The organism is Streptomyces spinoverrucosus (genome assembly GCF_015712165.1).
In the GTDB taxonomy this organism is placed as follows: Bacteria; Actinomycetota; Actinomycetes; order Streptomycetales; family Streptomycetaceae; genus Streptomyces; species Streptomyces spinoverrucosus_A.
This window is the reverse complement of record NZ_JADPZX010000001.1, coordinates 7190604-7212547: the sequence shown is the minus strand read 5'-3', so window position 1 is coordinate 7212547 and position 21944 is coordinate 7190604. Positions and strand designations below refer to the sequence as shown.

Sequence of the window (21944 nt, the reverse complement as noted above, 5' to 3'; positions counted from 1 at the left end):
GACATCGAACGGGTCCTGAGTGATCGCCGGGGCGATGTCGGCGGGCGGTGCGGTGGCGTGCGTCGCCGGGACAACCGTCTCCACTAGCAGCACTCCTCCGGCTCCGGATCCTGCTCCTGCTCCTGCTGCCGCTCCCGCGGTGCGCGCGGCCGGACGGCGTTCGGGCGTTCCACCATCAGGCGGGAGCCCGCCCGGCGTTCACCGAAGACGTCGTCGGGGTTGGACAGGACGCAGGTGTCCAGGGAGAGGCAGCCGCAGCCGATGCAGTCCGTGAGGTGGTCGCGCAGCCGGTTGAGCTGCCTGATCCGCTGGTCCAGCTCCGAGCGCCAGGCCTCGGACAGGCGGGCCCAGTCGTCCCGGGTGGGCGTGCGCTCCTCGGGCAGTTCGGCGAGCGCCTCGCGGATCGTGGCCAGCGGGATGCCGACGCGCTGGGCGGCGCGGACGAAGGCGACGCGACGCAGCGTGTCACGGCTGTAGCGGCGCTGGTTGCCCGAGGTGCGGCTGCTGCTGATCAGGCCCTTGGCCTCGTAGAAATGCAGGGCGGAGACGGCGGCGCCGCTGCGCGCGGCGAGCTGGCCGACGGTGAGCTCGTGGATCTTCTCGGGAATCTGGGGCACCTCTCGAAGCCTACCGAGTCCGTGACCGGTCCGGTCCGTTGACAGCGGCCCACGCCGCGACCATGCTAAGCAGTCGCTTAGACATCAGCATCTGACTTCGCTACGCGGGAGGCCGGGACATGGCAGAGCCGAGGATCTTCACGTCCGTCGACGAGCTGAAGGCGACGGTGGGCGAGCAGCTGGGGTACACCGACTGGCTGGAGATCGACCAGAAGCGGATCGATCTGTTCGCCGAGGCCACCGGTGACCACCAGTGGATCCACGTCGACCCGGAGAAGGCCGCCGCCGGCCCCTTCGGCACGACGATCGCGCACGGCTACCTCACGCTCTCCCTGCTGCCGCTCTTCGGCCCGCAGCTGATCGGCGTCGAGGGCATGAAGATGGGCGTCAACTACGGCACCAACAAGGTCCGTTTCCCCGCCCCCGTCCCGGTCGGCTCCCGGCTGCGCGCCACGGCGAGGATCAGCGGCGTCGAGGACGTGACCGGCGGCGTGCAGGTGACGGTCGCCTTCACCGTGGAGCGCGAGGGCGGCGACAAGCCGGTGTGCGTGGCGGAGTCGGTGTCCCGGTACTACCTCTGAGCGGCTACTTCCGGACAGCACAACTAGCCCTGCCGCACCCCCACCATCCGCAGCACGAGGTCGGCGTAGAGCGCGCCGACCTCGTCGGGCGTCCAGGGTCCCGCGATGTTGAACCAGCGGGCCACGTCGATGCACAGCGACAGCACGGCGAGGGTCGTGCCCTGTACGTCGAGCACCTCGAACTCGCCCGCCGCGACACCGTCCTCGATGATGCCGCGCACCTCGGCGTCGCACTGCCGGCGCAGCGCGACGATCTCCGCGCGGGCCTCGGTGCCGAGCGAGTCCAGCTCGTACTGCACCACGCGCGCGGTGGTACGCCCCCCGGCGTGCCAGCGGACGAAGGAGCTGACCGCGTCGGCGAGCCGCTCGGTCGCGCTGCCCTCGCGCCGGGCCGCCGTGCGCAGGATGTCGAGGGCCCGCTCGTGGCCGATCCGGCTGATGCGGTGCAGCAGCTCTTCCTTGGTCTTGTAGTGGATGTAGAGCGCGGCCGGGCTCATCCCGGCGCGGCCCGCGATGTCCCGGGTCGTCGTGGCGTGGTAGCCGCGCTCGGCGAAGGCCTCCACGGCGGCGACCAGCAGTCGCCGGGCCGCCTCAGGGGTGACCTCGGCCCACGGCTGCGTCTCGCCGCCGGCCGTCTCCTCCGCCGTACTCATCGCTCGTTCGCCCCTCTCTCCGACCAGAGGCACCACCATACCGCCGAAGCTGAGCGGGCGCTTAGATGCCCCGCTGGGAGGGGGGCAGCACGCGCCCGGTCTCCTGCCGGTCCCGGATCACCTTGGCGAGGGTGAAGGCGGACGTGACCAGATAGAGCACGGCGATTCCGAGGAAGGCACGCACCCACGGGTCGGCGTCCAGTTGGTAGATGCCGATGGCGGTGGCCGCCATGGCGACGGCGAAGGACGCGACGGCCTGGCCGTAGAAGGCGGCCGTGTTCTGCTGCTTGTCGCTCATGGGGACAAGCGTCGGCGGACGGGACCGGGGCCGCCATCCGCCGAAGTACTCAGAAGGTACTCAGAACGCCGACACCCCCGTCAGCGCCCGCCCTATGAGCAGCTTCTGGATCTGGCTCGTGCCCTCGTAGAGCGTCATCACGCGGGCGTCGCGCAGCAGCTTGCCCGCCGGGTACTCGTCGATGTAGCCGTAGCCGCCGAAGACCTGGAGTGCGTTGTTGGCCGCGCGCACTGCCGCCTCCGAGGCGAACAGCTTGGCCTTGGAGGCCTCGGTGGTGAACGGCAGGCCGCGGTCGATCAGGTCGGCGACCCGCCAGGTCAGCAGCCGGGCCGCGTCGACGTCGACAGCGATGTCGCTGATCAGCTCCTGGACGAGCTGGTGGTGGGCGATGGGCTTGCCGAACTGCTCGCGCTCGCCCGCGTAACGCACCGCCGCGTCGAGTGCGGCCTGGGCGATGCCGACGCATCCGGCCGCGACCGACATCCGCCCCTTGGCGAGCGCGGACATGGCGACGGAGAAGCCCTTGCCCTCCGGGCCGAGCATCGCGGTGGCGGGCACCCGGACGTCCTGAAGGACCAGTTCGGCGGTGGCCTGGCCGCGCAGGCCGAGCTTGCCGTGCACGGTACGGCGGGTCAGTCCGGGGGTGTCGGCCGGTACCAGGAAGGCGGAGACGCCCTTGTGGCCGGGCGCGTCGGTGGACCGGGCGAAGAGCAGGACGACGTCGGCCCAGGTGCCGTTGGTGATGAACATCTTGGTGCCGTTGATGACGTAGTCGTCGCCCTCACGGGCCGCGCGGGTGGTGAGGTTCCCGGCGTCGGAGCCGGTGCCCGGCTCGGTCAGGCCGAAGCAGCCGACGTACTCGCCGGAGGTCAGGCCCGGCAGCCAGCGCCGCTTCTGCTCCTCGCTGCCCCAGGCGGCGAGGGTCTTGGCGACCAGGCCGAGGGAGACGGAGACGATGCCACGCACGGAGGAGTCACCCCGGCCGAGCTCCTCCGTGACCAGGCAGTACGCGAGATGGTCGCCGCCGCTGCCGCCGTACTCCTCGTCGACGGTCAGGCCGAGGAAGCCGACCTCGCCGAGCTTCTTGACCATCCCCCGGTCGACCTCCTCGGCGCGGTCCCAGGCGATGACGTGGGGGGCGATCTCACGGTCCACGAAGTCCCGGGCGAGCTGCCGTACGGCGGTCTGCTCCTCGCTGAGCTCCAGGTTCATGACACATCACCCCATACAACGTCATCCACACCAAAGGACACCTTGAAAGCCGTACATTTAAATTAGCAGTGCTAGTTTCTGGCTCAGCCCTACTATGTGCGCCATGGCCCGACCGCGCAAGCCCCTGCTCAGCACCGACCGGATCGTCGCCACGGCCCGGCAGTTGGTGGACACGGAGGGACTCGCGGCCGTCTCCACCCGGCGGCTCGCCGCGGAGCTGGGGGTGAGCGGGCCCTCGCTGTACAACCACTTCCGCACCAAGGACGAGATCCTGGAGGCGGTCGCCGACTCGGTGAGCGCGCAGGTCGATCTGTCGATGTTCGAGGACGGGCGGGACTGGCGGACCGCGCTGCACGACTGGGCGGTCTCCTACCGGGCCGCCCTGCGCGACCACCCGAACATCGTCCCGGTGCTGGCCCGTGGCCCCGGCCGCCGCCCGGCCGCCCTGCGCCTCGCGGACGCGGTCTACGGCGCGATGGTCGACGCGGGCTGGCCGCCGGCGCAGGCCACGTCCATCGGCGCGCTGATGCGGTACTTCATCATGGGCTCCGCGCTCGGCTCGTTCGCCGGCGGTTTCGTGACCGACGAGAGCGCGTACGACCCCGCCGACTACCCCCATCTCGGGCAGGCGCACCTCCTCGCCGAGCGGCAGGAGAAGATCGACGAGCGGGCGTTCGAGACGGGGCTCGGCGCGCTGCTGGACGGATTGGCGCAGCAGTACGAGCAGGTCGCGCGGCCCGTGTAGGGACGGTTCGGTGGGCACCGAAACGTGCGTGTCCCATGCTGGGGCCATGACCTCAACGGATCCCCGGGCTCCGGCGCTCGCGCGGCTCGCCGGGCTGATCGCCGACGAGACACGGGCCTCCTGTCTGCTGGCGCTGCTCGACGGGCGGGCGTGGACCGCCGGTGAGCTGGCGCGGCACGCCGGGGTGGCCGCGTCGACGGCGAGCGAGCATCTCGGCAAACTCGTCGCGGGCGGGATGCTGACCGAGGAGCGGCAGGGACGGCACCGGTACGTGCGGCTGGCCGACGCGCGGATCGCGCAGCTGGTGGAGGATCTGGCCGCGCAGGTCGCGCCCGGTGCCCTGGTCCGACGGCCGGGCGGGCTGCGCCAGTCGAGTGCCGGGTCGGCCATGGCCCGCGGCCGCACCTGCTACGACCATTTCGCCGGCCGGCTCGGCATCACGGTCACCGACGCGCTGACCGCACGCGGGCTGCTGCGGCAGAACACCGGGTTCGCGCTCACGGACGCGGGGCTGCGGTGGTTCGGCGAGGCGGGCATCGTCCTCGACCGGACCGGCCGTCGCCCGCTGGCCCGCGGGTGCCTGGACTGGACCGAGCGCCGCCCGCATCTCGCGGGTGTCGCGGGCGCGGCCCTGTGCCGGCACGCCCTCGACACCGGCTGGTGTGTGCGCATCGGCTCTCAACGGGCGGTGCGGGTGACGCCCGCCGGCGAGCGCGCACTGTCCGGTCTGCTCGGCATCGACCCGGCCGCGCTGCGCTGAGCGCCGGGCTGCTGGTCCGAAATCCGCGAGCTTCCGTCCCCCTGCCCCACCTAGCCTCAGGAGCATGATGAGCTCTTCGCGCCCCACCGGGTTGCTGGCCGCCGGTGCCGCCACGGTCACCGTGGTGCTGTGGGCCTCCGCCTTCGTCTCGATCCGCAGCGCGGGTGCCGCGTACTCGCCGGGCGCCCTGGCGCTCGGGCGGCTGCTCGCGGGCACCCTGGTGCTGGGGCTGTTCCTCCTCGTCCGACGGGAGGGGTGGCCGCCTCGGTCGGCCTGGCGCGGGATCGCGATATCGGGCGTGCTGTGGTTCGGCTTCTACATGGTCGCCCTCAACTGGGGCGAACAGCAGGTCGACGCCGGTACGGCGGCCCTGGTCGTGAACGTCGGCCCGATCCTCGTCGCGCTGCTCGGCGCCCGGCTGCTCGGCGATCCGATGCCGCCGCGGCTGCTGGCGGGGATGGCGGTGTCGTTCGCCGGCGCGGTGACGGTGGGACTGTCGATGGCGGGCGAGGGCGGCTCGTCGGTGTTCGGAGTGGTGCTGTGCCTGCTGGCCGCGGTGGGGTACGCGAGCGGCGTGGTGGCGCAGAAACCGGCCCTCGGGCAGGCGAGCGTGCTACAGGTGACGACGTTCGGATGCCTGGTCGGGGCGGTGTGCTGTCTGCCGTTCTCGTGGCAACTGGTGACCCAGGCGGCCGAGGCGCCGCTGTCGGCCACCCTCAACATGGTGTACCTGGGCGTCTTCCCGACCGCGCTCGCCTTCACCACCTGGGCGTACGCCCTGTCCCGTACGACCGCCAGCCGCATGGGCGCGACGACGTACGCCGTTCCCGCCCTGGTCGTGCTGATGTCGTGGCTGGCGCTGGGCGAGACGCCCGGGCTGGTCACGCTGGCGGGCGGGGCGCTGTGCCTGGCCGGGGTGGCGGTGTCGCGGTCCCGGCCGCGGAGGTCTCGGGTCGTGGCGGCGGCACCACGACCCGAGAGTGCCCGCGAGTCAGCGTGAACGGGCCCTGTCGGCAAGCACCTTGATGGACAGCAGCGCGATCACGGCGAGGCCGATGATGTAGCCGGACACCGCCATCGACGTGCCGGTCGCCTCCAGGAGCAGCACCATGACGAACGGGGCGAGTCCGCCGCCGCCCACGGCCGCGATCTGGTAGCCGAGCGAGGCGCCGGTGTAGCGCATCTCGGGCGTGAACAGCTCGGCGAACAGGGCGGCCTGAGGGCCGTACATGATGCTGAGGAAGCAGCTGGCGACGAAGGTGCCGACGGCCAGCCACAGCAGTGAACCGGTGTCTATCAGCAGGAACAGCGGTACGGCCCACAGCGCGATGCCGACCGCGCCGAGGGCGTAGACCCTGATCCGGCCGACGCGGTCGGAGAGCGCGGCCGAGGCGGGGATCAGGACGATCTGGGTGAGACTGACGCAGAGGGAGACGGCGAGGACCGCGCCGCGCTCCATGCCGAGTTCGCGGGTGGTGTAGTCGAGGACGCCGGTGATGATGATGTAGAACGTCGCGGTGTTCACGGCGAAGGAGCCGCCGGCGAGCAGGACCGTGCCGAGGTGGTGGCGCAGGATCGTGCGCAGCGGGCTGCTCTGCTCCGACTGCTCCTGCTCGGCCAGCGCCCGCTCCGCCTCGCGGAATTCGGGGGTCTCCTCGACGCGGGTGTGGATGTACCAGGCGAGGCCGAGCACGAGGACGCCGACCAGGAAGGGCACCCGCCAGCCCCAGGCCTCGAACGCCGACTCCGAGGTGAGGGCACCGGCCAGCAGGAAGACCGTGTTGGCGGTCACCACGCCGATGGGGACGCCGAGTTGGACGACGCTGCCGTAGACGCCGCGCTTGCCCTCGGGCGCGTACTCGGTGGCCAGCAGCATCGCGCCGCCCCACTGGGCGCCGACGGCGACGCCCTGCGCGACACGGAGGACGACGAGCAGGATCGGGGCGGCGACGCCGATCGTCTCGTACGTCGGCAGCAGACCGATGCCGGTGGTGGCGACGCCCATGAGCGTGAGCGCGAGGACCAGCATCGGCTTGCGGCCCCGCTTGTCGCCGAGGTGACCGGCGACGATGCCGCCGAGGGGGCGGGCGAGGAAGCCGACGGCGAAGGTGGCGAAGGCGGCGAGTACGCCGGCGGTGGGGCTGCCAGCGGGGAAGTAGAGGTCGCCGAGGATCAGGGCGGCGGCGATGCCGAAGACGAAGTAGTCGTACCACTCGACGGCGGAGGCGAGGGCGGCGGCGGTGGCCACTCTGCGGCGGTTGTCCGCGGGGCCGGCGGTGGTGGGAGCGGCGGGCTCGGTGGAGGGGGACGTGTCCATGGATGCACACTCCGGTGGGTGCGGTGGGGACGTTCCCGGGAACGTACTGACCGGACGGTATGGGGTCAACGGTCGTGCACGAAGTTACCGACGGAAAGAACGCGGGCAGGTCGGGGGACCCGGGCGCGGCCCGGGTCCCCCGGGGCGTCAGAACACCACCAGCGCCCGTCCGCCCTTGCCCGCCAGCATGTTCTCGAACGCCGCCGGGATGCCGTCCAGGGCGATCCGTTCCGTCACCAGCGTGGACAGGTCGAGGCGGCCCGCGCGGATGTGGTCGGCGAGGACCGGCAGGTCCTGCTCGGGGTTGGAGTTGCCGTAGACGCAGCCCGAGAGGGTGCGGCCCCAGTGGAAGATCTCCAGGGCGTTGAAGGAGACCTGCTGGTCCTTGCCGCCGATGCCGACCACCGTCGTCCGGCCGCCGCGGCGGGTCGACTCCCAGGCCGTGCGGATGGTGACCGCCCGGCCCACGCACTCCACCGCCACGTCGACGCCCTGCTTGCCGGTCAGGGCGCGGATCTCGCGGGCGGTGGTGTCGGAGGCGACGACGTAGTCGGTGGCGCCGGCCGCGCGGGCCAGCTCCTCCTTCTCCGGGGAGATGTCCACCGCGACGATCCGGGAGGCGCCCGCGATACGCGCCGACTGGATCGCCGCCAGGCCCACGCCGCCGACGCCGAACACCGCGACCGTCTCGCCCGGCTGGACTTTCGCCGAGTGGTGCACGGCGCCGTAGCCCGTGAGGACCGCGCAGCCCAGGAGCGCGGCGTCGGTCAGGGGGACGCCCTGCGGCGCGGGCAGGGCGCAGGACGTCGGCACCACCGTCTCCTCCGCGAACGCCGCCACGTTCAGGCCGGGGTGCAGCTCGGCGCCGTCGGACGTGCGGTGGGCGTGGACGTCGGCGGAGCCGTTCAGGGCGTTGGCGCACAGCCAGACCTCACCGCGCGCGCAGGCCGGGCAGTCGCCGCACGACGGGGCCCAGTTGAGGACCACGCCGTCGCCCGGCGCGAGGTGCGTGACCCCCTCGCCGACGGCGACGACCGTGCCCGCGCCCTCGTGGCCGAGGACGGCCGGGACCGGGACGCGCATGGTGCCGTTGGACAGGGAGAGGTCGGAGTGGCACACCCCGGCCGCGGCGAGGCGGACCCGGATCCGGCCGGGGCCGGGCTCGGGCAGGTCGATCTCCGTGACCTCCAGTGGGGCACCGACAGCCGGAAGGACGGCGGCACGCACAGCCATGGCAGTGAACTCCCTTAGAACTGGAGGGACTTGGTCTGGAGGTACTCGGTCAGGCCGTGTGCGCCGAGTTCCCGGCCCACGCCCGACTGCTTGTATCCGCCGAAGGGCGCGAGCGGGTTGAAGCGGCCGCCGTTGATGTCGACCTGGCCCGTCTCCATCCGGCGTGCGAAGGCCACCGCCTCGGCCTCGTCGCCCGCCCAGACCGCGCCGGCGAGCCCGTACACCGTGCCGTTCGCGATCCGCAGGGCGTCCGCCTCGTCCTCGTACCGCAGGATCGACAGGACCGGCCCGAAGATCTCCTCCTGGGCGATGGTCATCTCCGGGGTGACGTCCGCGAAGACGGTCGGGCTGACGAAGTAGCCACGCTCACGCGGGGACTCGACGCCGCCCGCGACCAGGCGGGCGCCCTCGGCCACACCCTTCTCGATGTAGCCGCGCACCCGGTCGCGCTGCCGGGCGTTCACCAGGGGCCCGACGCGCTCGCCGTACTTGGCGGCCGCGGCGACGGCCAGCTCGACGGCGGCGGTGTACTGCGAGGAGTGCACGAGCATCCGGGTCCACGCGCTGCAGGTCTGCCCGGAGTTGGACATCACGTTGGCCACGCCGACGTTGACCGCCCTGGCGAGGTCGGCGCTCGGCAGGATGACGTTGGCGGACTTGCCGCCCAGTTCGAGGGCGACCTTCTTCACCGCGGCCCCGGCCGTGGCGGCGATCCGCCTGCCGACCGCGGTGGAGCCGGTGAAGGAGACCAGGTCGACGCCCGGGTGCTCGGCGAGCGCCTGCCCGGCCACCGGGCCGATGCCGGTGACCAGGTTGAAGACACCGGCCGGGACGCCCGCCTCGTGCACCGCCTCCGCGAAGAGCTGCGCGACCAGCGGGGTGTCCTCGGCGGGCTTCAGTACGACCGTGCAGCCCGCGGCGAGGGCCGGGGCGACCTTGGCGACGATCTGGTGCAGGGGGTAGTTCCACGGCGTGATCGCGCCGACCACGCCGACCGGCTCCTGGTAGACGGTCGAGTTGCCGACCTTCTCCTCGAACGCGTAGGTCGCGGCCAGCTCGGCGTACGAGCCCGCGACCGCGATCGGCAGGCCCGCGTGCACCGACTGCGAGAAGGGCAGCGGTGAGCCCAGCTCGGCGGTGACCGTCTCGGCGATCTCGTCCTTGCGGGCTGCCAGCGCGTCGCGCAGGGCGGCCAGGCGCGCGGACCGCTCGGCGGGCGGTGTGGCGGACCAGGCCGGAAGGGCGGCGCGGGCGGCCCGCACGGCCCGGTCCACGTCCTCGGCGGTGCCCGCGGGGACCCGGCCGATGATCTGCTCGTCGGCCGGGTTCACCACCTCGATCACGTCCTGACCTGCGGCGGGGCGCCAGGCGCCGTCGATGTACATCCCGTCCCGGGCCTTCATGGCCTACCTCCCGAACTGCGGCGTCTTCGGCACCCAAACTAGCGGCGATAGTTTTTCCGCGCCAGGGCCCGCCGAGAGGGTACGGCAACGCCGCCGACCGGCTCAGAAGTCGACGCGCACCCGATCGTCCACGCGCCCGACCGACTCCTGCCCGAAGGCCTTCTCGTAGTCCCGGCGGATCTCCTCGATCTTCCGGTCACTGACCGCCGCCTCGCCCACCGGATAGAGCAGGATCAGCTCGTACGACCGCTCCTTCTCGATCGTGCCGCTCGCGTCCCGCCACTGCCCGCGCCCGCTCTGCACGGTCAGCCCGTCCGGGAAGTCCGGGGTCACCTCCTTGTCGACGAAGGCCATGAACTGCCGGTCCGTGACGGCCGGTCCGCCGTCGGGCCGCGCGGTGCCGAAGAGGAGCCGGGTCTCGGCGTACGCCTCGCCGCGCACCGGCGTGGGAGCGGCGACGGGGGCCTCCTCGCCCAGGGTGGCGTACGCGGTGGGCGCTCCGACGGCGAGCAGCGCGGCGGCGGTCGCCAAGGCGACACGGGTGCGGGTGAGTTGAAGAGTCATGCCCCATCCCTTACCGGGCTCGGCTCCTCAGGATGCGGCGACCGCGCCGAAGGACCGGAATCCGTTGGCTGTATGGGAGCGCAAGGGGGGCGCGTGGGGTGCGGGCGGGGGCGCTCGGGCTGTGGGCGGGGGCGCGTGCGGTGGGGTCGGGCGGGGCGCAGGCCGTGGGGTCGGGCGGGGCGCAGGCCGTGGGGTCGGGCGGGACGCAGGCCGTGAGGCCGGGCGGGACGCAGGCCGTGGGGTCGGGCGGGACGCAGGCCGTGAGGCCGGGCCAGGCGCAGACCATCGCACCGGACGGAGCGCAAGCCGTGACGCCCGGCGGAACACAGGCCATCACACCAGGCGAGGCGCAAGCCGTGACGCCGGGCCAGGCGCACGCCATCGCACCGGACGGAGCGCAAGCCGTAACGCCCGGCGGAACACAGGCCACCACACCAGGCGAGGCGCAAGCCGTGACGCAGGGCCAGGCGCACGCCATCGCACCGGACGGAGCGCAAGCCGTAACGCCCGGCGGAACACAGGCCACCACACCAGGCGAGGCCCAAGCCGTAACGCCGAGCCAGGCGCAGGCCATCGCACCGGACGGAGCGCAAGCCGTAACGCCCGGCGGAACACAGGCCATCACACCAGGCGAGGCCCAAGCCGTGACGCCGGGCCAGGCGCAGGACGTGAGGGCGCTTTCGTCCGCGAAGCGGAGCACTGCGAAACGCCGCTAAGCCGTGGCGCTTCGGCGCCGTCAGGTGCTGTTCCTGCCCCGCCCGCGCGCGGCCGGGCGGGATGGAGGGCGTCGGTCGGTGGACGGCGTGTCCTCGGACCTTCGCGTCGGTGAGCGCAGCGCGACCCCCGCCGACGCCAGCAACAGCCCGCCGAGCATCACGAACGGGGCCGCCACTCCGGCCACGCCGGCGATCAGGCCGGCCGTGGCGGGGGCCGCGACCTGGCCCAGGCGGTTGCCGGTCAGGCGGAGGGCGAGGGCGGTGGAGCGGGCGCCCTCCGGGGCGGCCTGGACGACCGTCGTCATCGAGAGGGGCTGACCGACGCCGAGGCAGAAGCCGAGCGCCGCGAGGACCAGAGCCAGCGCCCACACCGGCAGCGGCAGCGCGATGCCGGCGCACAGCAGCGCCGCCAGCAGACAGCTCAGGGTGAGCAGCAGGGTGCGGCCCAGCTTCAGCAGCGGGGTCAGCACCAGGCGGCAGGCGATGGTGGCCGCCGCGCGCAGGCTGAGCAGCAGGCCGATCACCGAGGGCGCGATACCCCGGTGCTCGCCGACCACCGGCAGGTAGGCGGTGAGCACGTCGGTCGCGGACAGCACGGAGAGGCTGATGAGGATGCCCGCGGGCACGCCCCGGGAACGCAGGATGCGGTGGACGGGGACGCGGTCGCCCCGCGCTGCCGCGGACTTGGGCGTCGTACGACGATCCTCTATGCGCCACAGCGACGTGAACGCCACCGCGGCGCCCGCGCCCGCGACGAGCAGGGCGAGCGCGCTGCTGCTCGCCATGTCGTGCCCGCCGATCAGCGCACCGGCCGCGATCGGGCCGACCAACTGGCCGAGGGAGGCGCCGATGGTGAAGTGGCCGAAGTTGCGGTCCTGTTCGTGCGGCGCGGACTGGCGGGCGACGAGGGACTGCGCGCCGATGACGAAGCTGAGGTGGCCGAGGCCCATCACACCGCTGCAGGCAGCCATCGCCCAGAGGGAGTCGGCGAGGCCGCTGAGCGCGCAGCCGCCGGAGATGAGGACCACTCCGACGGGCAGCAGGGGCGCGCAGCGGCCGTGGTCGGTACGGCGGCCCAGCGGGACGGCGACGAACAGCGGGAGCAGGGCGTACACGGCCGCGATCACACCGACCGCCCGTTCGTCCGCGCCCAGCGCGAGGGCCCGGTAGGAGACGGCGGGCCGGGCCATCGACACCGCCCCCTGCGCGAAGCTGAAGGCGATGACGAGGCGGAGCAGCCAGCCGCGGTTCCCACCGGGCCCCATGGTCGTGTACCTCCTGACGGAGTGGTCGTATGCCGACGGGTCAGATGATGCCGAACAGGATTCCGGCGCCGAGAATCACCAGGCTCGTCATGGCCGCCCACTTCACCACGAACCGCGTGTGGTCGCCGAACTCGACCTTCGCCATGCCGACCAGCACGTACACGGCCGGGACCAGCGGGCTCGACATGTGCAGCGGCTGGCCGACCAGCGAGGCGCGGGCCATCTCCAGCGGCGTGACGCCGTGCGCCGCGCCGGCCTCGGCGAGGACCGGCAGGACACCGAAGTAGAAGCCGTCGTTGGACATGAAGTAGGTGAGCGGGAGGCTCAGCACACCCGTGACCAGGGCCATGTGCGGGCCCATGCTGCCGGGGATGATGTCCACCAGCCACTTGGCCATGCTGTCGACCATGCCGGTGCCCTGCAGGACGCCGGTGAAGACGGCGGCGGCGAAGACCATGCCGGAGACGTTGAGGACGTTGTCGGCGTGCGCGGCGAGGCGGGCCTTCTGGTCCGGGATCTTCGGGAAGTTGACGGTGAGCGCGAGGGCGGCGCCGATCAGGAACAGCACCGGGATCGGCAGCACCTCCATGATCATCGCGGTGAGCAGGCCGACCGTGAGCAGCACGTTGAACCAGAGCAGCTTGGGCCGCAGGGTGGCGCGGTCGGGGTCGAGGCCCTGGAAGTCGTCGTCCTCCTCGGGGACTTCCGCGTCGGTGCCGGAGCCTCCGGTGGCGGTGGAGCCGTTGCCCTTGTCGAGGCGGACCTTGCCCGTGGCGCCGTCGGAGCCGTTGCCCACGAGGACCGTCTGCTTCTCCTCGACCGACTCCTCCTCCAGCACCTCGTCCAGCGTCAGCACACCGAGCCGGCGGCGCTCGCGCAGACCGAGGAAGTACGCCAGGACGATGACGAAGACCAGGCCGACGGCGAGGGCCGGGATCATCGGGACGAAGATGTCGCTGGCGTCCAGCTTCAGGGCGGTCGCGGCGCGGGCGGTCGGACCGCCCCAGGGCAGGGTGTTCATCACGCCGTTGGCGGTCGCGGCGACACCGGTCATCACGACCAGGCTCATCTTCAGCCGCTTGTACAGCGGGTACATCGCCGAGACCGTGATCATGAACGTGGTCGAGCCGTCGCCGTCCAGCGAGACGATCGCCGCGAGCAGGGCCGTACCGACGACGATCCGCATCGGGTCGGCCTTGCAGAACTTCAGGATGCCCCGGACGATCGGATCGAACAGACCGACGTCGATCATCACACCGAAGTAGACGATCGCGAACATCAGCATCGCCGCGGTGGGGGCGAGGCTGGAGACTCCGTCGATGACGTAGTCGCCGAGGTGCGCGCCCTTGCCGACGATGACACAGAACAGCGCGGGGATGAGCACGAGCGCCGCTATCGGCGACATCTTCTTCATCATGATCAGGACCAGGAAGGTCGCGATCATGGCGAAGCCGAGGATGGTCAGCATGAGTGGATACCTAACGTTCGCCCTTGAACTCCCACCAGGGCCGGCGGTGCGACGACGTTAGGTCCCGTCAAACGGCGTTAACAAGACGTTGACGTGCGAGCAATAAGCGCAAAACTCCTGGTCACAGCTTTGCGGAGGTCAGCGCGGTGAGCTTTTCGGTCACCGGGGCCACCTCCACCGGCACTCCGTTGAGGACCGCGTTGCCGGAGAGCGGGTCGAGGAGGCTGCCGTCGAGGAGCTGGTTGACGTTGACGCCGGGGTCGGTGGCGGCGTGTGTGAGCCGGGTGCCGGGACGGTCGTGCCCCCAGCCGTGCGGCAGGCTGACCACGCCGGGACGGACGGCGTCGGTGATCTCGGCGGGGGCGGTCACCTCTCCCCCGGCTCCCTTGATCCGCACCGGCGCCGCGCTGCGCACGCCGAGCCGTTCGGCGTCCTCGGGGTGGATGTGCAGGGTGCAGCGGTTGGTGCCGCCGGTCAGGGCGGGGACGTTGTGCATCCAGCTGTTGTTGGACCGCAGATGGCGGCGGCCGACGAGGACGAGGCCGTCGGCGCGCTCCGCCATGGCCTGCCGCAGCCGCGGCAGATCGTCGGCGATGGGGCGCGGCAGCAGCTCGACCTTCCCGCTCGCCGTCTTCAGCGGCTGCGGCAGGCGGGGCCGGAGAGGGCCGAGGTCCACGCCGTGCGGATGGGCGAGCAGCTTCTCCAGGGTCAGCCCGTCCGGTCGTACGCCGAAACCGTCGCCGTAGGGGCCGAGGCGCAGCATCATGTCGAGCCGCCGCTCGGGGCCGTTGTCGCCGGTGAGCTGGGCCGCGAGCTGCTTCGGGTCCCGGCCGCGCACCGGTGAGTGGGCCTCCTCGACCGCCTTGCCGAGGGTCTGGTCGATGACCATCGCGTCAACGGCTCCGGGGTCGGCTCCGTGCATGCCGGAGGCGGCCAGGACCAGCCGGGCGAGGATCTCGGTCTCGGCCATCCGGCCCGGCTCCAGCGGGACGGCGGGGCGGGTGTAGCGGACCTGGTTGCGCACGGCGAGGGTGTTGAAGGCGAAGTCGTGGTGGGCGCTCTGGGACGGCGGGGGCGGCGGCAGCACGACGTGGGCGTGGCGGGAGGTCTCGTTGAGGTAGGGGTCGACGCTGACCATGAAGTCGAGCGAGTCGAGGGCCTTGTCGAGCCGGTCCCCGTCGGGCGCGGACAGCACCGGGTTGGCGGCGATGGCGATCAGCGCCCGGATCGGCTCGCCCTCCTCGGTGGCGGTGTCGATCTCCTCGGCGAGCGCGGAGAGCGGCACCTCGCCCTTCGCCTCGGGGTGCTTGCTCACCCGGGACTGCCAGCGCCCGAGCGCGAAGCCGCGGCCGGGTCCGGCCGGGCGGGGTGTCTTGTCGGTGGCGGCCTGCGGGAAGAGGGCACCGCCCGGCCGGTCGAGGTTGCCGGTGAGGATGTTGACGACGTCGACGAGCCAGCTGGCGAGCGTGCCGTGCGGGACCGTGCAGCTGCCGATGCGGCCGTAGACGGCGGCGGTGGGGGCGGCGGCCAGTTCCCGGGCCAGGGCGCGCGTCACGGCGGGTTCGACGTCACAGGCGTCGGCGACGGCTTCGGGAGTGAAGTCCCGTACCGCTTCCCGGAGTTCGGCCAGTCCTTCGACGTGCGGCGCGAGGTCGCCGAGCGCGACCAGGTCCTCGTCGAAGAGCACCTGTGCCATCGCCGCGAGCAGCAGGGCGTCCGTGCCGGGCCGGATGGCGATGTGGCGGTCGGCGAGCTTGGCGGTGCGGGTGCGGCGCGGGTCGATCACGGTGAGTGTGCCGCCGCGCGCCTTGAGGGCCTTCAGCTTGCCGGGGAAGTCGGGCGCGGTGCACAGGCTGCCGTTGGACTCCAGCGGGTTGGCGCCGATGAGCAGCAGATGGTCGGTGCGGTCGAGGTCCGGCACGGGGATGGCGTTGGCGTCGCCGTACAGCAGCCCGCTGGAGACGTGCTTGGGCATCTGGTCGACCGTGGACGCGGTGAACACGCTCCTGGTGCCGAGGGCGCCGAGCAGGACGGGCGGATAGAGCGCGCCGGCCATGGTGTGCACGTTGGGGTTGCCGAGGACGACGCCGACGGAGTTCGCCCCGTACCGCTCGACGACCGGCCGGATCCCGGCCGCCACGACGTCGAACGCCTCCTCCCAACTGGCCTCCCGCAACTCCCCGTCCTCGCGCACGAGCGGTCCGCGCAGCCGGTCCGGGTCGCCGTCGACGGCTCCGAAGGAGGCGCCCTTGGGGCAGATGAACCCCTGGCTGAACACGTCGTCGCGGTCACCGCGGGCCCCGGTGACCCGGGTCCCCTCGATGGTGAGCGTGAGCCCGCAGGTGGCCTCGCACAGGGGGCAGATTCGCAGGGCGGTGCGGGACACGGGTCCTCCCGGGGTCTGGCGACAGCGGTGACGCACGGACGGGTCGAGCATACCGACCGGTATGCACGGAGGGGAGTCCCCGCGTGAAACGGATCCCCGACCCGTCAGTCCAGCACCCGCCCCAAATAGGCCCGCAGCATCTCCCGCATCTCCGCGATGATCGCCTCGTCCCCCTCCGGATCCACCCGGAACGCCAGCTGCACCAGCGCGTCCGCGGTCTCCACGGCGATCAGGAAGGCGCGGCGCAGTTCGGTGTCGGGTTCGCGGGTGAGGTAGTCCGCGAGGAGGGCGGTGAGCCGGTCGGCGACCCGGTGGTTGGGTTCGGCCTGGCGGGTGCCGACGGGGATCTGGTTGCCGAAGTCGACGAGGGAGAAGCCGGGCGCGGTGCGCTTCATGGCGAGGTACTCGTCGAGCACGGCGTCCATGGCGGCCCGCCAGTCGCCGCGCCGCGCGCCCTTCAGGCGTTCGGTGACGCGCTCGGCGTAGCGCTCCAGGTTGCGCTGGGCGAGCGCGTCGGCCATCTGCCGCTTGTTGCCGAAGAAGCGGTAGACGGAGCCGATGGGCACACCGGCGCGCTGGGCCACCGCGCGGGTGCTCAGGGCGTCGTAGCCGACCTCGTCGAGGAGGTCGGCGCAGGCATCGAGGATGCGGGTGAGGCGTTCGGCACTGCGCCGCTGGACGGGCGCACGGCGGAGGGTGGTCGGATCGGGCACGGGCTTCATGATGCCTTTCCGCCGGGATCGGGTGAACCTCGACCTCCAGTACGCACATCCGTGGCCGGTGCACTCATCGTGGCGGTCGACTCGCTCGGCTCGCTTCCCGACGCGGTGATGTCGGCCGTCGACTCGACGGGCTCGCCGTCCACCGCCCAGACGGTGCCGTCGTCGGCGTACAGCCGCGCGGTGACCTGGTGCGTGCCGCGCGGGACCAGTCCGGTGGCCAGGCGGTGCTCGGGGGCGCGCAGTTCGGCGACGGGGCGGCCGTCCAGGAAGAGGCGGGCGACGCCCCGGCCGGGCGACGCCTTCCGTGCCGTACCGGCCGGTGAGAGGCGGAAGTCGCGCAGCGTCAGCCGTACGTCCCACCCGGCGCCGGAGGTGTCGGGCTGCACCTCGACGCCCACCTCGGGCGCGTCCTCGCCCCGCACCTCGCGGTAGGGCCGCCCGGCCTCGTCGGTGTCGTCGAGCAGCCGGCCCACCGCCGGCGGCGACTCCCCGTTCTTGCGCTCTCCCGCATCACTGGTGCCGCAACCCGCGACTCCGGCCGGCAACAGGACACAGGCCACGAGCGCGGCACCAGATCGACGCGTCCACGACATGCCGAGGAGCGTAGAACACCGGTACGACACCTCGAATCCCCCTGGAGTCTGGTTCTCGTCCGCCCTCCGTCGTCCGTCGAGAGGAGGCCGAGAGGGGGCCGGCCGATACCGAGAGGAGGCCGAACATCCCCTTGCGCGACGGCAACCGCAATCCTACGGTGAACCATAGGAATCAGCGTGCAAGGGAGCAGCGATCATGAGCGCGGACGCCCGGAAGACCGCCGAACGGCTGGCCTACCTCTGCGGATTCGGCAACGAGCACAGCTCCGAGGCCGAGCCGGGCGCACTGCCCGAGGGCCGCAACTCACCGCAACGCGCCCCCCTCGGCCTGTACGCCGAGCAGCTCAGCGGTACGGCCTTCACCGAACCCCGCGCCCACAACCGCCGGTCATGGCTGTACCGCATCCGCCCCTCGGCCGCGCACCCGACGTTCACCCGCACCGACAACGGCGGCCTGCGCACGGCCCCCTTCGCCGAGACCGCGCCCGACCCGAACCGCCTGCGCTGGAACCCGCTGCCCGAGCCGCCGCCCGGCACCGACTTCCTGGCCGGCCTGTGGACGCTGGGCGGCAACGGCGACGCGGCCCAGCGCACCGGCATCGCCGTGCACCTGTACCACGCCAACGCCGACATGGACCGCGTCTTCAGCGATGCGGACGGCGAGCTGCTGATCGTCCCGGAGCGCGGCGGGCTGCTGCTGCGCACCGAGTTCGGGCTGCTGGGGGCGGAACCGGGGCATGTGGCGCTCGTTCCGCGCGGGGTGCGCTTCCGGGTGGAGCTCCTCGACGAGTCGGCCCGGGGATACGTCTGCGAGAACTACGGCGCCCCGTTCCGCCTCCCCGACCTCGGCCCGATCGGCGCCAACGGCCTCGCCAACCCCCGGGACTTCCGGGCGCCCGTCGCCGCTTACGAGGACGTCGAGGGCCCGGTGGAGGTGGTCAACAAGTTCTGCGGCAACCTCTGGACGGCGACGTACGACCACTCACCGCTCGACGTCGTCGCCTGGCACGGCAACCATGTGCCGTACCTCTACGACCTGCGCCGTTTCAATGTGCTCGGCACCATCTCGTACGACCACCCGGACCCGTCGATCTTCACGGTCCTCACCTCGCCGTCCGACACCCCCGGGCTCGCGGGCGTCGACTTCGTGGTCTTCGCGCCGCGCTGGCTGGTGGGCGAGGACACGTTCCGGCCGCCGTACTTCCATCGCAACGTCATGTCCGAGTACATGGGCCTCGTCGAGGGCGCGTACGACGCGAAGGCCGAGGGTTTCGTGCCGGGCGGCGGCTCGCTGCACAACATGATGTCGGCGCACGGCCCGGACCGGGAGACCTTCGACCGGGCGAGCGCCGCCGAGCTGCGACCGCAGAAGGTGGACGACGGGCTGGCGTTCATGTTCGAGACGCGCTGGCCGGTGACCCTGACACCGCAGGCGGCGCGCGCGGAACACCTGCAACAGCGCTACGACGACGTGTGGCAGGGCCTTCAGCGGCACTTCCGCCCGTTGTGACGGTCGCCCGCTTCTCAGGCGCGCCTTGCACTGACTCGTTCCTGCCGGTACGGATGGCCCCGTGACCTCCTTCGCCCCGGACTCGATCGTCCTGAACCGCAAGCTGCCGCTCTGGTACCAGGTGTCGCAGTCGCTGCGCGCCTCGATACTCGGCCGCTCGCCCCGGGACCCGCTGCGGCTGCCGACCGAGGAGCAGTTGGCGGGGCACTACGGCGTGAGCGTGCTGACCATGCGGCAGGCGCTGAAGGAGCTGGAGGACGAGGGCCTGATCACCCGGCACCGCAGGCGCGGCACGTTCATCGAGCCCAGCGCCAGGCGGGGCGCTCCGGTGCGGCTGCTGGGCTCGGTGGACGCGATCGTGGCCCAGCAGTCCGGCATGACCACCGAGCTGCTGGACCACGGCCACGCGCCGGTGCCCGCGGAACTCGCCGAGTACTTCCCGGACCTCGGCGAGGTGGCCACGTACCACCGGCTGCGCAGCGACGAGAAGACGGGCGAGCCGACCAACCACGCCCACAACCACGTCCGCCCCGAACTGGCCGACCGGATCGACCTGGACGATCTGACCCGCTGGCCGATGACCAAGGTGCTGCGGGACGTCGTCGGGGCGGACATCAGCCGCATCACGGACACGGTGGAGGCCCGGCTCGCGGACCCGGAGACGGCACGGCTGCTCAACGTGCCGCTGCTGAGCCCGATCCTGCACTACACGGGCGTGACGTACGATGCGTCCGGGCGGGTACTGGACGTGGCCGTCATCCACTACCGGGGGGACCGCTTCTCCTTCACGGTGACGCTGGACGCCACTTGACCCCCGTGGCCCCGACGCCTGTCGGCGGCACGTCGTACGATGCCCGGCGTGACGCACGACGACGCTCCGCTGTTGGCGGACCTCATGCCGTGGTCCGTCGCACCGCCGCGGCTCGGCCGGGGGTGGCCGACGGCCCCCGACCCGTCCTGTCTCAAGGCCCGCTGGGACGCCCTGATGAAGGCCGAGGGCGCGGACCGGGAGGCCCTGTTCGAGCCGACGCGCTCGCGCACCCTGCACTCGGCGGTCGGGCAGCTGCCGGGCCGGTCCACCGGAACGGAGAAGCTGCTGCGCGCGCAGGGCCCCTGCCCCGAGCCGGTCCGCGTGCTGTTGTCCCCCTTCGACGAGCAGTGGCTGATTCCGGACCACCGTCTGATCGACGCGGCGCGGCCGGAGTTGTGGCGGGTGGCCGACGAGCGACAGGTGTTCGTGGTCGAGAACCCGGAGGGCGGCGGCCCCCACCTGCTGGCCACCTCCCTGCTCCCGCTGCTCCGCCCCGGCCGCGTCCGCCCCCTGTTCCGCCGCCCCGGCGGCGCGGAACCGAACCTCGCCCCCGGCCTGCTGGAGCACCTGGCCCCGCGCCTCGGCCAGGCCCCCGACCCGGTCGACGTCCTGGCCTGGATCCTGGTCGCGGTACGGGCGGACCTCACCGTCCCGCTCACCGACGACCCCGGACTCTGGTCGCACGGCGTCGAGACGGGCCGCCGCATGCTCTGGCTGCTGCGCCGCGACGGTGACCGCCCCAAACTGCCCGGCGGCCGCCGCCCCTACGTCCGCGCCCCGCTCCCCGCCCGCCCCCGCACCCTCCACTACGACCGCGAGGAGGAGACCCTGCACCTCGACGAGGGCCGCATCTCCCCGGTGCCGTCCCCGGCCTGGGACTTCGAGGCGGGCGGGATCCGCGTCCTGGAGCAGTGGTTCGCGGCGCGCACGGCCGAGGGCGAGCCCGGCACGCTCCTCGCGATCCGCCCGGCGACCTGGCCCCAGGCGTGGACGTCGGAGCTGCTGGAGCTGATCACGGTCCTCACGCTGCTGGCCGAACTTCCGCCGGTGCAGGCGCAGTCGACCCTCACCGCGACCGACCTGCGCAGCGCCGGCGTCCTGCCGGTCCCGGCTTCCGCCCGCCGCCCCGCGTCGGTCCTGGACCACCACGAGGAGGGCCCGGAAGGCCAGTTCGCCCTGATCTAGGGCCTGTTGCGAAAGTGGCCTCGTCGCCCGGAGGGCGGCCGCGCGGCGTCCGGTGCGTGCTCTCGGCGTGCCGCCCGGAAGCCCTCGTACTGGGGTACTCGGGCTTTCGGGCGGTGCGCCGAGAGTGCGTGCCGGGCGTCGCGCGGCAGAGGCCACTTTCGCGACAGGCCCTAGGTGTGCTTGGGCCCGAAGGCGTCCAGCACCCGGGCCAGCGCCAGCTCGAAGACGGCCTCCAGATCGATCGGGCCCGGGTCCTCGGCGAACGCCGCCGCCATCCGGGGGTAGGCGCCACTCGCCACCTGGCTGCCCAGATAGGCGGCCCGTACCGCGTGCTCCTGCTCCTGCGACCACGGCAGCGACCGGGTGCGCTCGGCGGTGGCCAGTTCGTTCGCCACGTACGTCGTCACGACGCCGTTGAGCATCCCGATCAGCTGCATCTTCATGCCGTACGTCATGTCCAGCGGATCCAGACAGGCCAGGCAGTGCTCCAGATAGCGCAGGGCGTTGGGGCTGAAGCCGTGGACCGGCGACATCAACCTGGGCAGCCAGGGGTGGCGGTGCATCAGCGCGCGGGTCTGGCGCCCCACCCGAACCATGTCTGCCCGCCAGTCGCCGCTCGGCTCCCACAGCTCGTGCTCACCGCTGACGGCGTCCACCATCAGCTCGTGCAGGTCCTCCTTGCGGGGGACGTAGTTGTACAGCGACATCGTGCCGCAGCCCAGCTCGGCGGCGACCCGCCGCATCGAGACCGCGTCCAGTCCCTCGGCGTCCGCGATCCGCACCGCGGCCGCCGCGATGTCGGCGCGGCTGTACGCCGGCTTCGGCCCACGCCCCGTCCGCTCGGGACGCGCCCAGATCACTTCGGGTTCGGCCGCTCGGCCCGCCATCGGTCATCACCTCGGCCA

21 protein-coding genes are annotated in these 21944 nt (G+C 72.4%); 7 read left to right on the top strand and 14 right to left on the bottom strand.

The window, feature by feature from the left end; translation table 11 throughout:
- Positions 1–83 precede the first annotated feature (83 nt).
- Positions 84–617 (bottom strand): redox-sensitive transcriptional activator SoxR, encoded by a 534-nt coding sequence (gene soxR / locus I2W78_RS32790; RefSeq protein WP_196463869.1) that lies wholly within the window; start codon positions 615–617, stop codon positions 84–86.
- Positions 618–736: 119 nt separating this feature from the next.
- Between soxR and I2W78_RS32785 the strand changes: the two genes are divergently transcribed.
- Entirely contained in the window at positions 737–1198 is a 462-nt protein-coding gene (locus I2W78_RS32785; RefSeq protein ID WP_196463868.1) for a MaoC family dehydratase, read from the top strand.
- Between the two features lie 23 nt (positions 1199–1221).
- Here the strand turns inward: I2W78_RS32785 and I2W78_RS32780 are convergent, their stop codons facing one another.
- The 3 genes from I2W78_RS32780 to I2W78_RS32770 form a co-directional block, all read right to left on the bottom strand.
- Positions 1222–1851, bottom strand: coding sequence for a TetR/AcrR family transcriptional regulator (locus tag I2W78_RS32780; protein ID WP_196463867.1), 630 nt, complete (start codon positions 1849–1851; stop codon positions 1222–1224).
- Between the two features lie 61 nt (positions 1852–1912).
- Positions 1913–2149, bottom strand: coding sequence for a YiaA/YiaB family inner membrane protein (locus tag I2W78_RS32775; RefSeq protein ID WP_196463866.1), 237 nt, complete (start codon positions 2147–2149; stop codon positions 1913–1915).
- A gap of 60 nt (positions 2150–2209) precedes the next feature.
- Entirely contained in the window at positions 2210–3361 is a 1152-nt protein-coding gene (locus I2W78_RS32770; protein ID WP_196463865.1) for an acyl-CoA dehydrogenase family protein, read from the bottom strand.
- A gap of 103 nt (positions 3362–3464) precedes the next feature.
- Here I2W78_RS32770 and I2W78_RS32765 point away from each other — a divergent pair, with 103 nt between their 5' ends.
- The 3 genes from I2W78_RS32765 to I2W78_RS32755 all read left to right on the top strand — a co-directional run bounded on the left by I2W78_RS32765 (position 3465) and on the right by I2W78_RS32755 (position 5866).
- Entirely contained in the window at positions 3465–4106 is a 642-nt protein-coding gene (locus tag I2W78_RS32765) for a TetR/AcrR family transcriptional regulator (RefSeq protein ID WP_196463864.1), read from the top strand.
- 46 nt (positions 4107–4152) lie between these two features.
- The gene (locus tag I2W78_RS32760) at positions 4153–4866 is read left to right on the top strand and encodes an ArsR/SmtB family transcription factor (RefSeq protein WP_196463863.1); all 714 of its coding nucleotides are present in this window, start codon (positions 4153–4155) and stop codon (positions 4864–4866) included.
- A gap of 64 nt (positions 4867–4930) precedes the next feature.
- Positions 4931–5866, top strand: a complete 936-nt coding sequence (locus I2W78_RS32755) for a DMT family transporter (protein WP_196463862.1) — start codon at positions 4931–4933, stop codon at positions 5864–5866.
- Here the strand turns inward: I2W78_RS32755 and I2W78_RS32750 are convergent.
- The 9 genes from I2W78_RS32750 to I2W78_RS32710 all read right to left on the bottom strand — a co-directional run bounded on the left by I2W78_RS32750 (position 5858) and on the right by I2W78_RS32710 (position 17533).
- On the bottom strand, positions 5858–7183 hold the full coding sequence (locus tag I2W78_RS32750; RefSeq protein WP_196463861.1) for an MFS transporter: 1326 nt from the start codon (positions 7181–7183) through the stop codon (positions 5858–5860). The genes I2W78_RS32755 and I2W78_RS32750 overlap by 9 nt on opposite strands.
- Positions 7184–7330: 147 nt before the next feature.
- Positions 7331–8416: a Zn-dependent alcohol dehydrogenase gene (locus I2W78_RS32745; RefSeq protein WP_196463860.1), complete on the bottom strand. Its 1086-nt coding sequence runs from the start codon at positions 8414–8416 to the stop codon at positions 7331–7333.
- A gap of 14 nt (positions 8417–8430) precedes the next feature.
- Positions 8431–9819 (bottom strand): aldehyde dehydrogenase family protein, encoded by a 1389-nt coding sequence (locus I2W78_RS32740; protein ID WP_196463859.1) that lies wholly within the window; start codon positions 9817–9819, stop codon positions 8431–8433.
- 102 nt (positions 9820–9921) lie between these two features.
- Positions 9922–10383 carry a DUF3574 domain-containing protein gene (locus I2W78_RS32735; RefSeq protein WP_196463858.1) on the bottom strand — a complete coding sequence of 154 codons (462 nt, stop codon included), beginning with the start codon at positions 10381–10383 and terminating at the stop codon, positions 9922–9924.
- Positions 10384–11119: 736 nt separating this feature from the next.
- On the bottom strand, positions 11120–12364 hold the full coding sequence (locus I2W78_RS32730; protein ID WP_196463857.1) for an MFS transporter: 1245 nt from the start codon (positions 12362–12364) through the stop codon (positions 11120–11122).
- 40 nt (positions 12365–12404) lie between these two features.
- Positions 12405–13832: a CitMHS family transporter gene (locus tag I2W78_RS32725; RefSeq protein ID WP_196463856.1), complete on the bottom strand. Its 1428-nt coding sequence runs from the start codon at positions 13830–13832 to the stop codon at positions 12405–12407.
- A gap of 121 nt (positions 13833–13953) precedes the next feature.
- Positions 13954–16218, bottom strand: a complete 2265-nt coding sequence (locus I2W78_RS32720) for a molybdopterin oxidoreductase family protein (RefSeq protein WP_196463855.1) — start codon at positions 16216–16218, stop codon at positions 13954–13956.
- A 104-nt stretch (positions 16219–16322) separates the two neighbouring features.
- A complete protein-coding gene (locus I2W78_RS32715; protein ID WP_196463854.1) occupies positions 16323–16940 on the bottom strand; it encodes a TetR/AcrR family transcriptional regulator in 618 nt (205 codons plus the stop codon).
- Entirely contained in the window at positions 16937–17533 is a 597-nt protein-coding gene (locus I2W78_RS32710; RefSeq protein ID WP_196463853.1) for a hypothetical protein, read from the bottom strand. The genes I2W78_RS32715 and I2W78_RS32710 overlap by 4 nt, the downstream gene beginning before the upstream one ends.
- A 196-nt stretch (positions 17534–17729) precedes the next feature.
- Between I2W78_RS32710 and hmgA the strand changes: the two genes are divergently transcribed.
- The 3 genes from hmgA (at position 17730) to I2W78_RS32695 (ending at position 21039) form a co-directional block, all read left to right on the top strand.
- The gene (gene hmgA, locus I2W78_RS32705; RefSeq protein WP_196463852.1) at positions 17730–19043 is read left to right on the top strand and encodes a homogentisate 1,2-dioxygenase; all 1314 of its coding nucleotides are present in this window, start codon (positions 17730–17732) and stop codon (positions 19041–19043) included.
- 61 nt (positions 19044–19104) lie between these two features.
- Entirely contained in the window at positions 19105–19854 is a 750-nt protein-coding gene (locus I2W78_RS32700; RefSeq protein WP_196463851.1) for a GntR family transcriptional regulator, read from the top strand.
- 39 nt (positions 19855–19893) lie between these two features.
- Positions 19894–21039, top strand: coding sequence for a type ISP restriction/modification enzyme (locus tag I2W78_RS32695; protein WP_196463850.1), 1146 nt, complete (start codon positions 19894–19896; stop codon positions 21037–21039).
- Positions 21040–21209: 170 nt separating this feature from the next.
- Here the strand turns inward: I2W78_RS32695 and I2W78_RS32690 are convergent, their stop codons facing one another.
- Positions 21210–21926, bottom strand: a complete 717-nt coding sequence (locus I2W78_RS32690) for a TetR/AcrR family transcriptional regulator (RefSeq protein WP_196463849.1) — start codon at positions 21924–21926, stop codon at positions 21210–21212.
- Between the last annotated feature and the right edge of the window lie 18 nt (positions 21927–21944).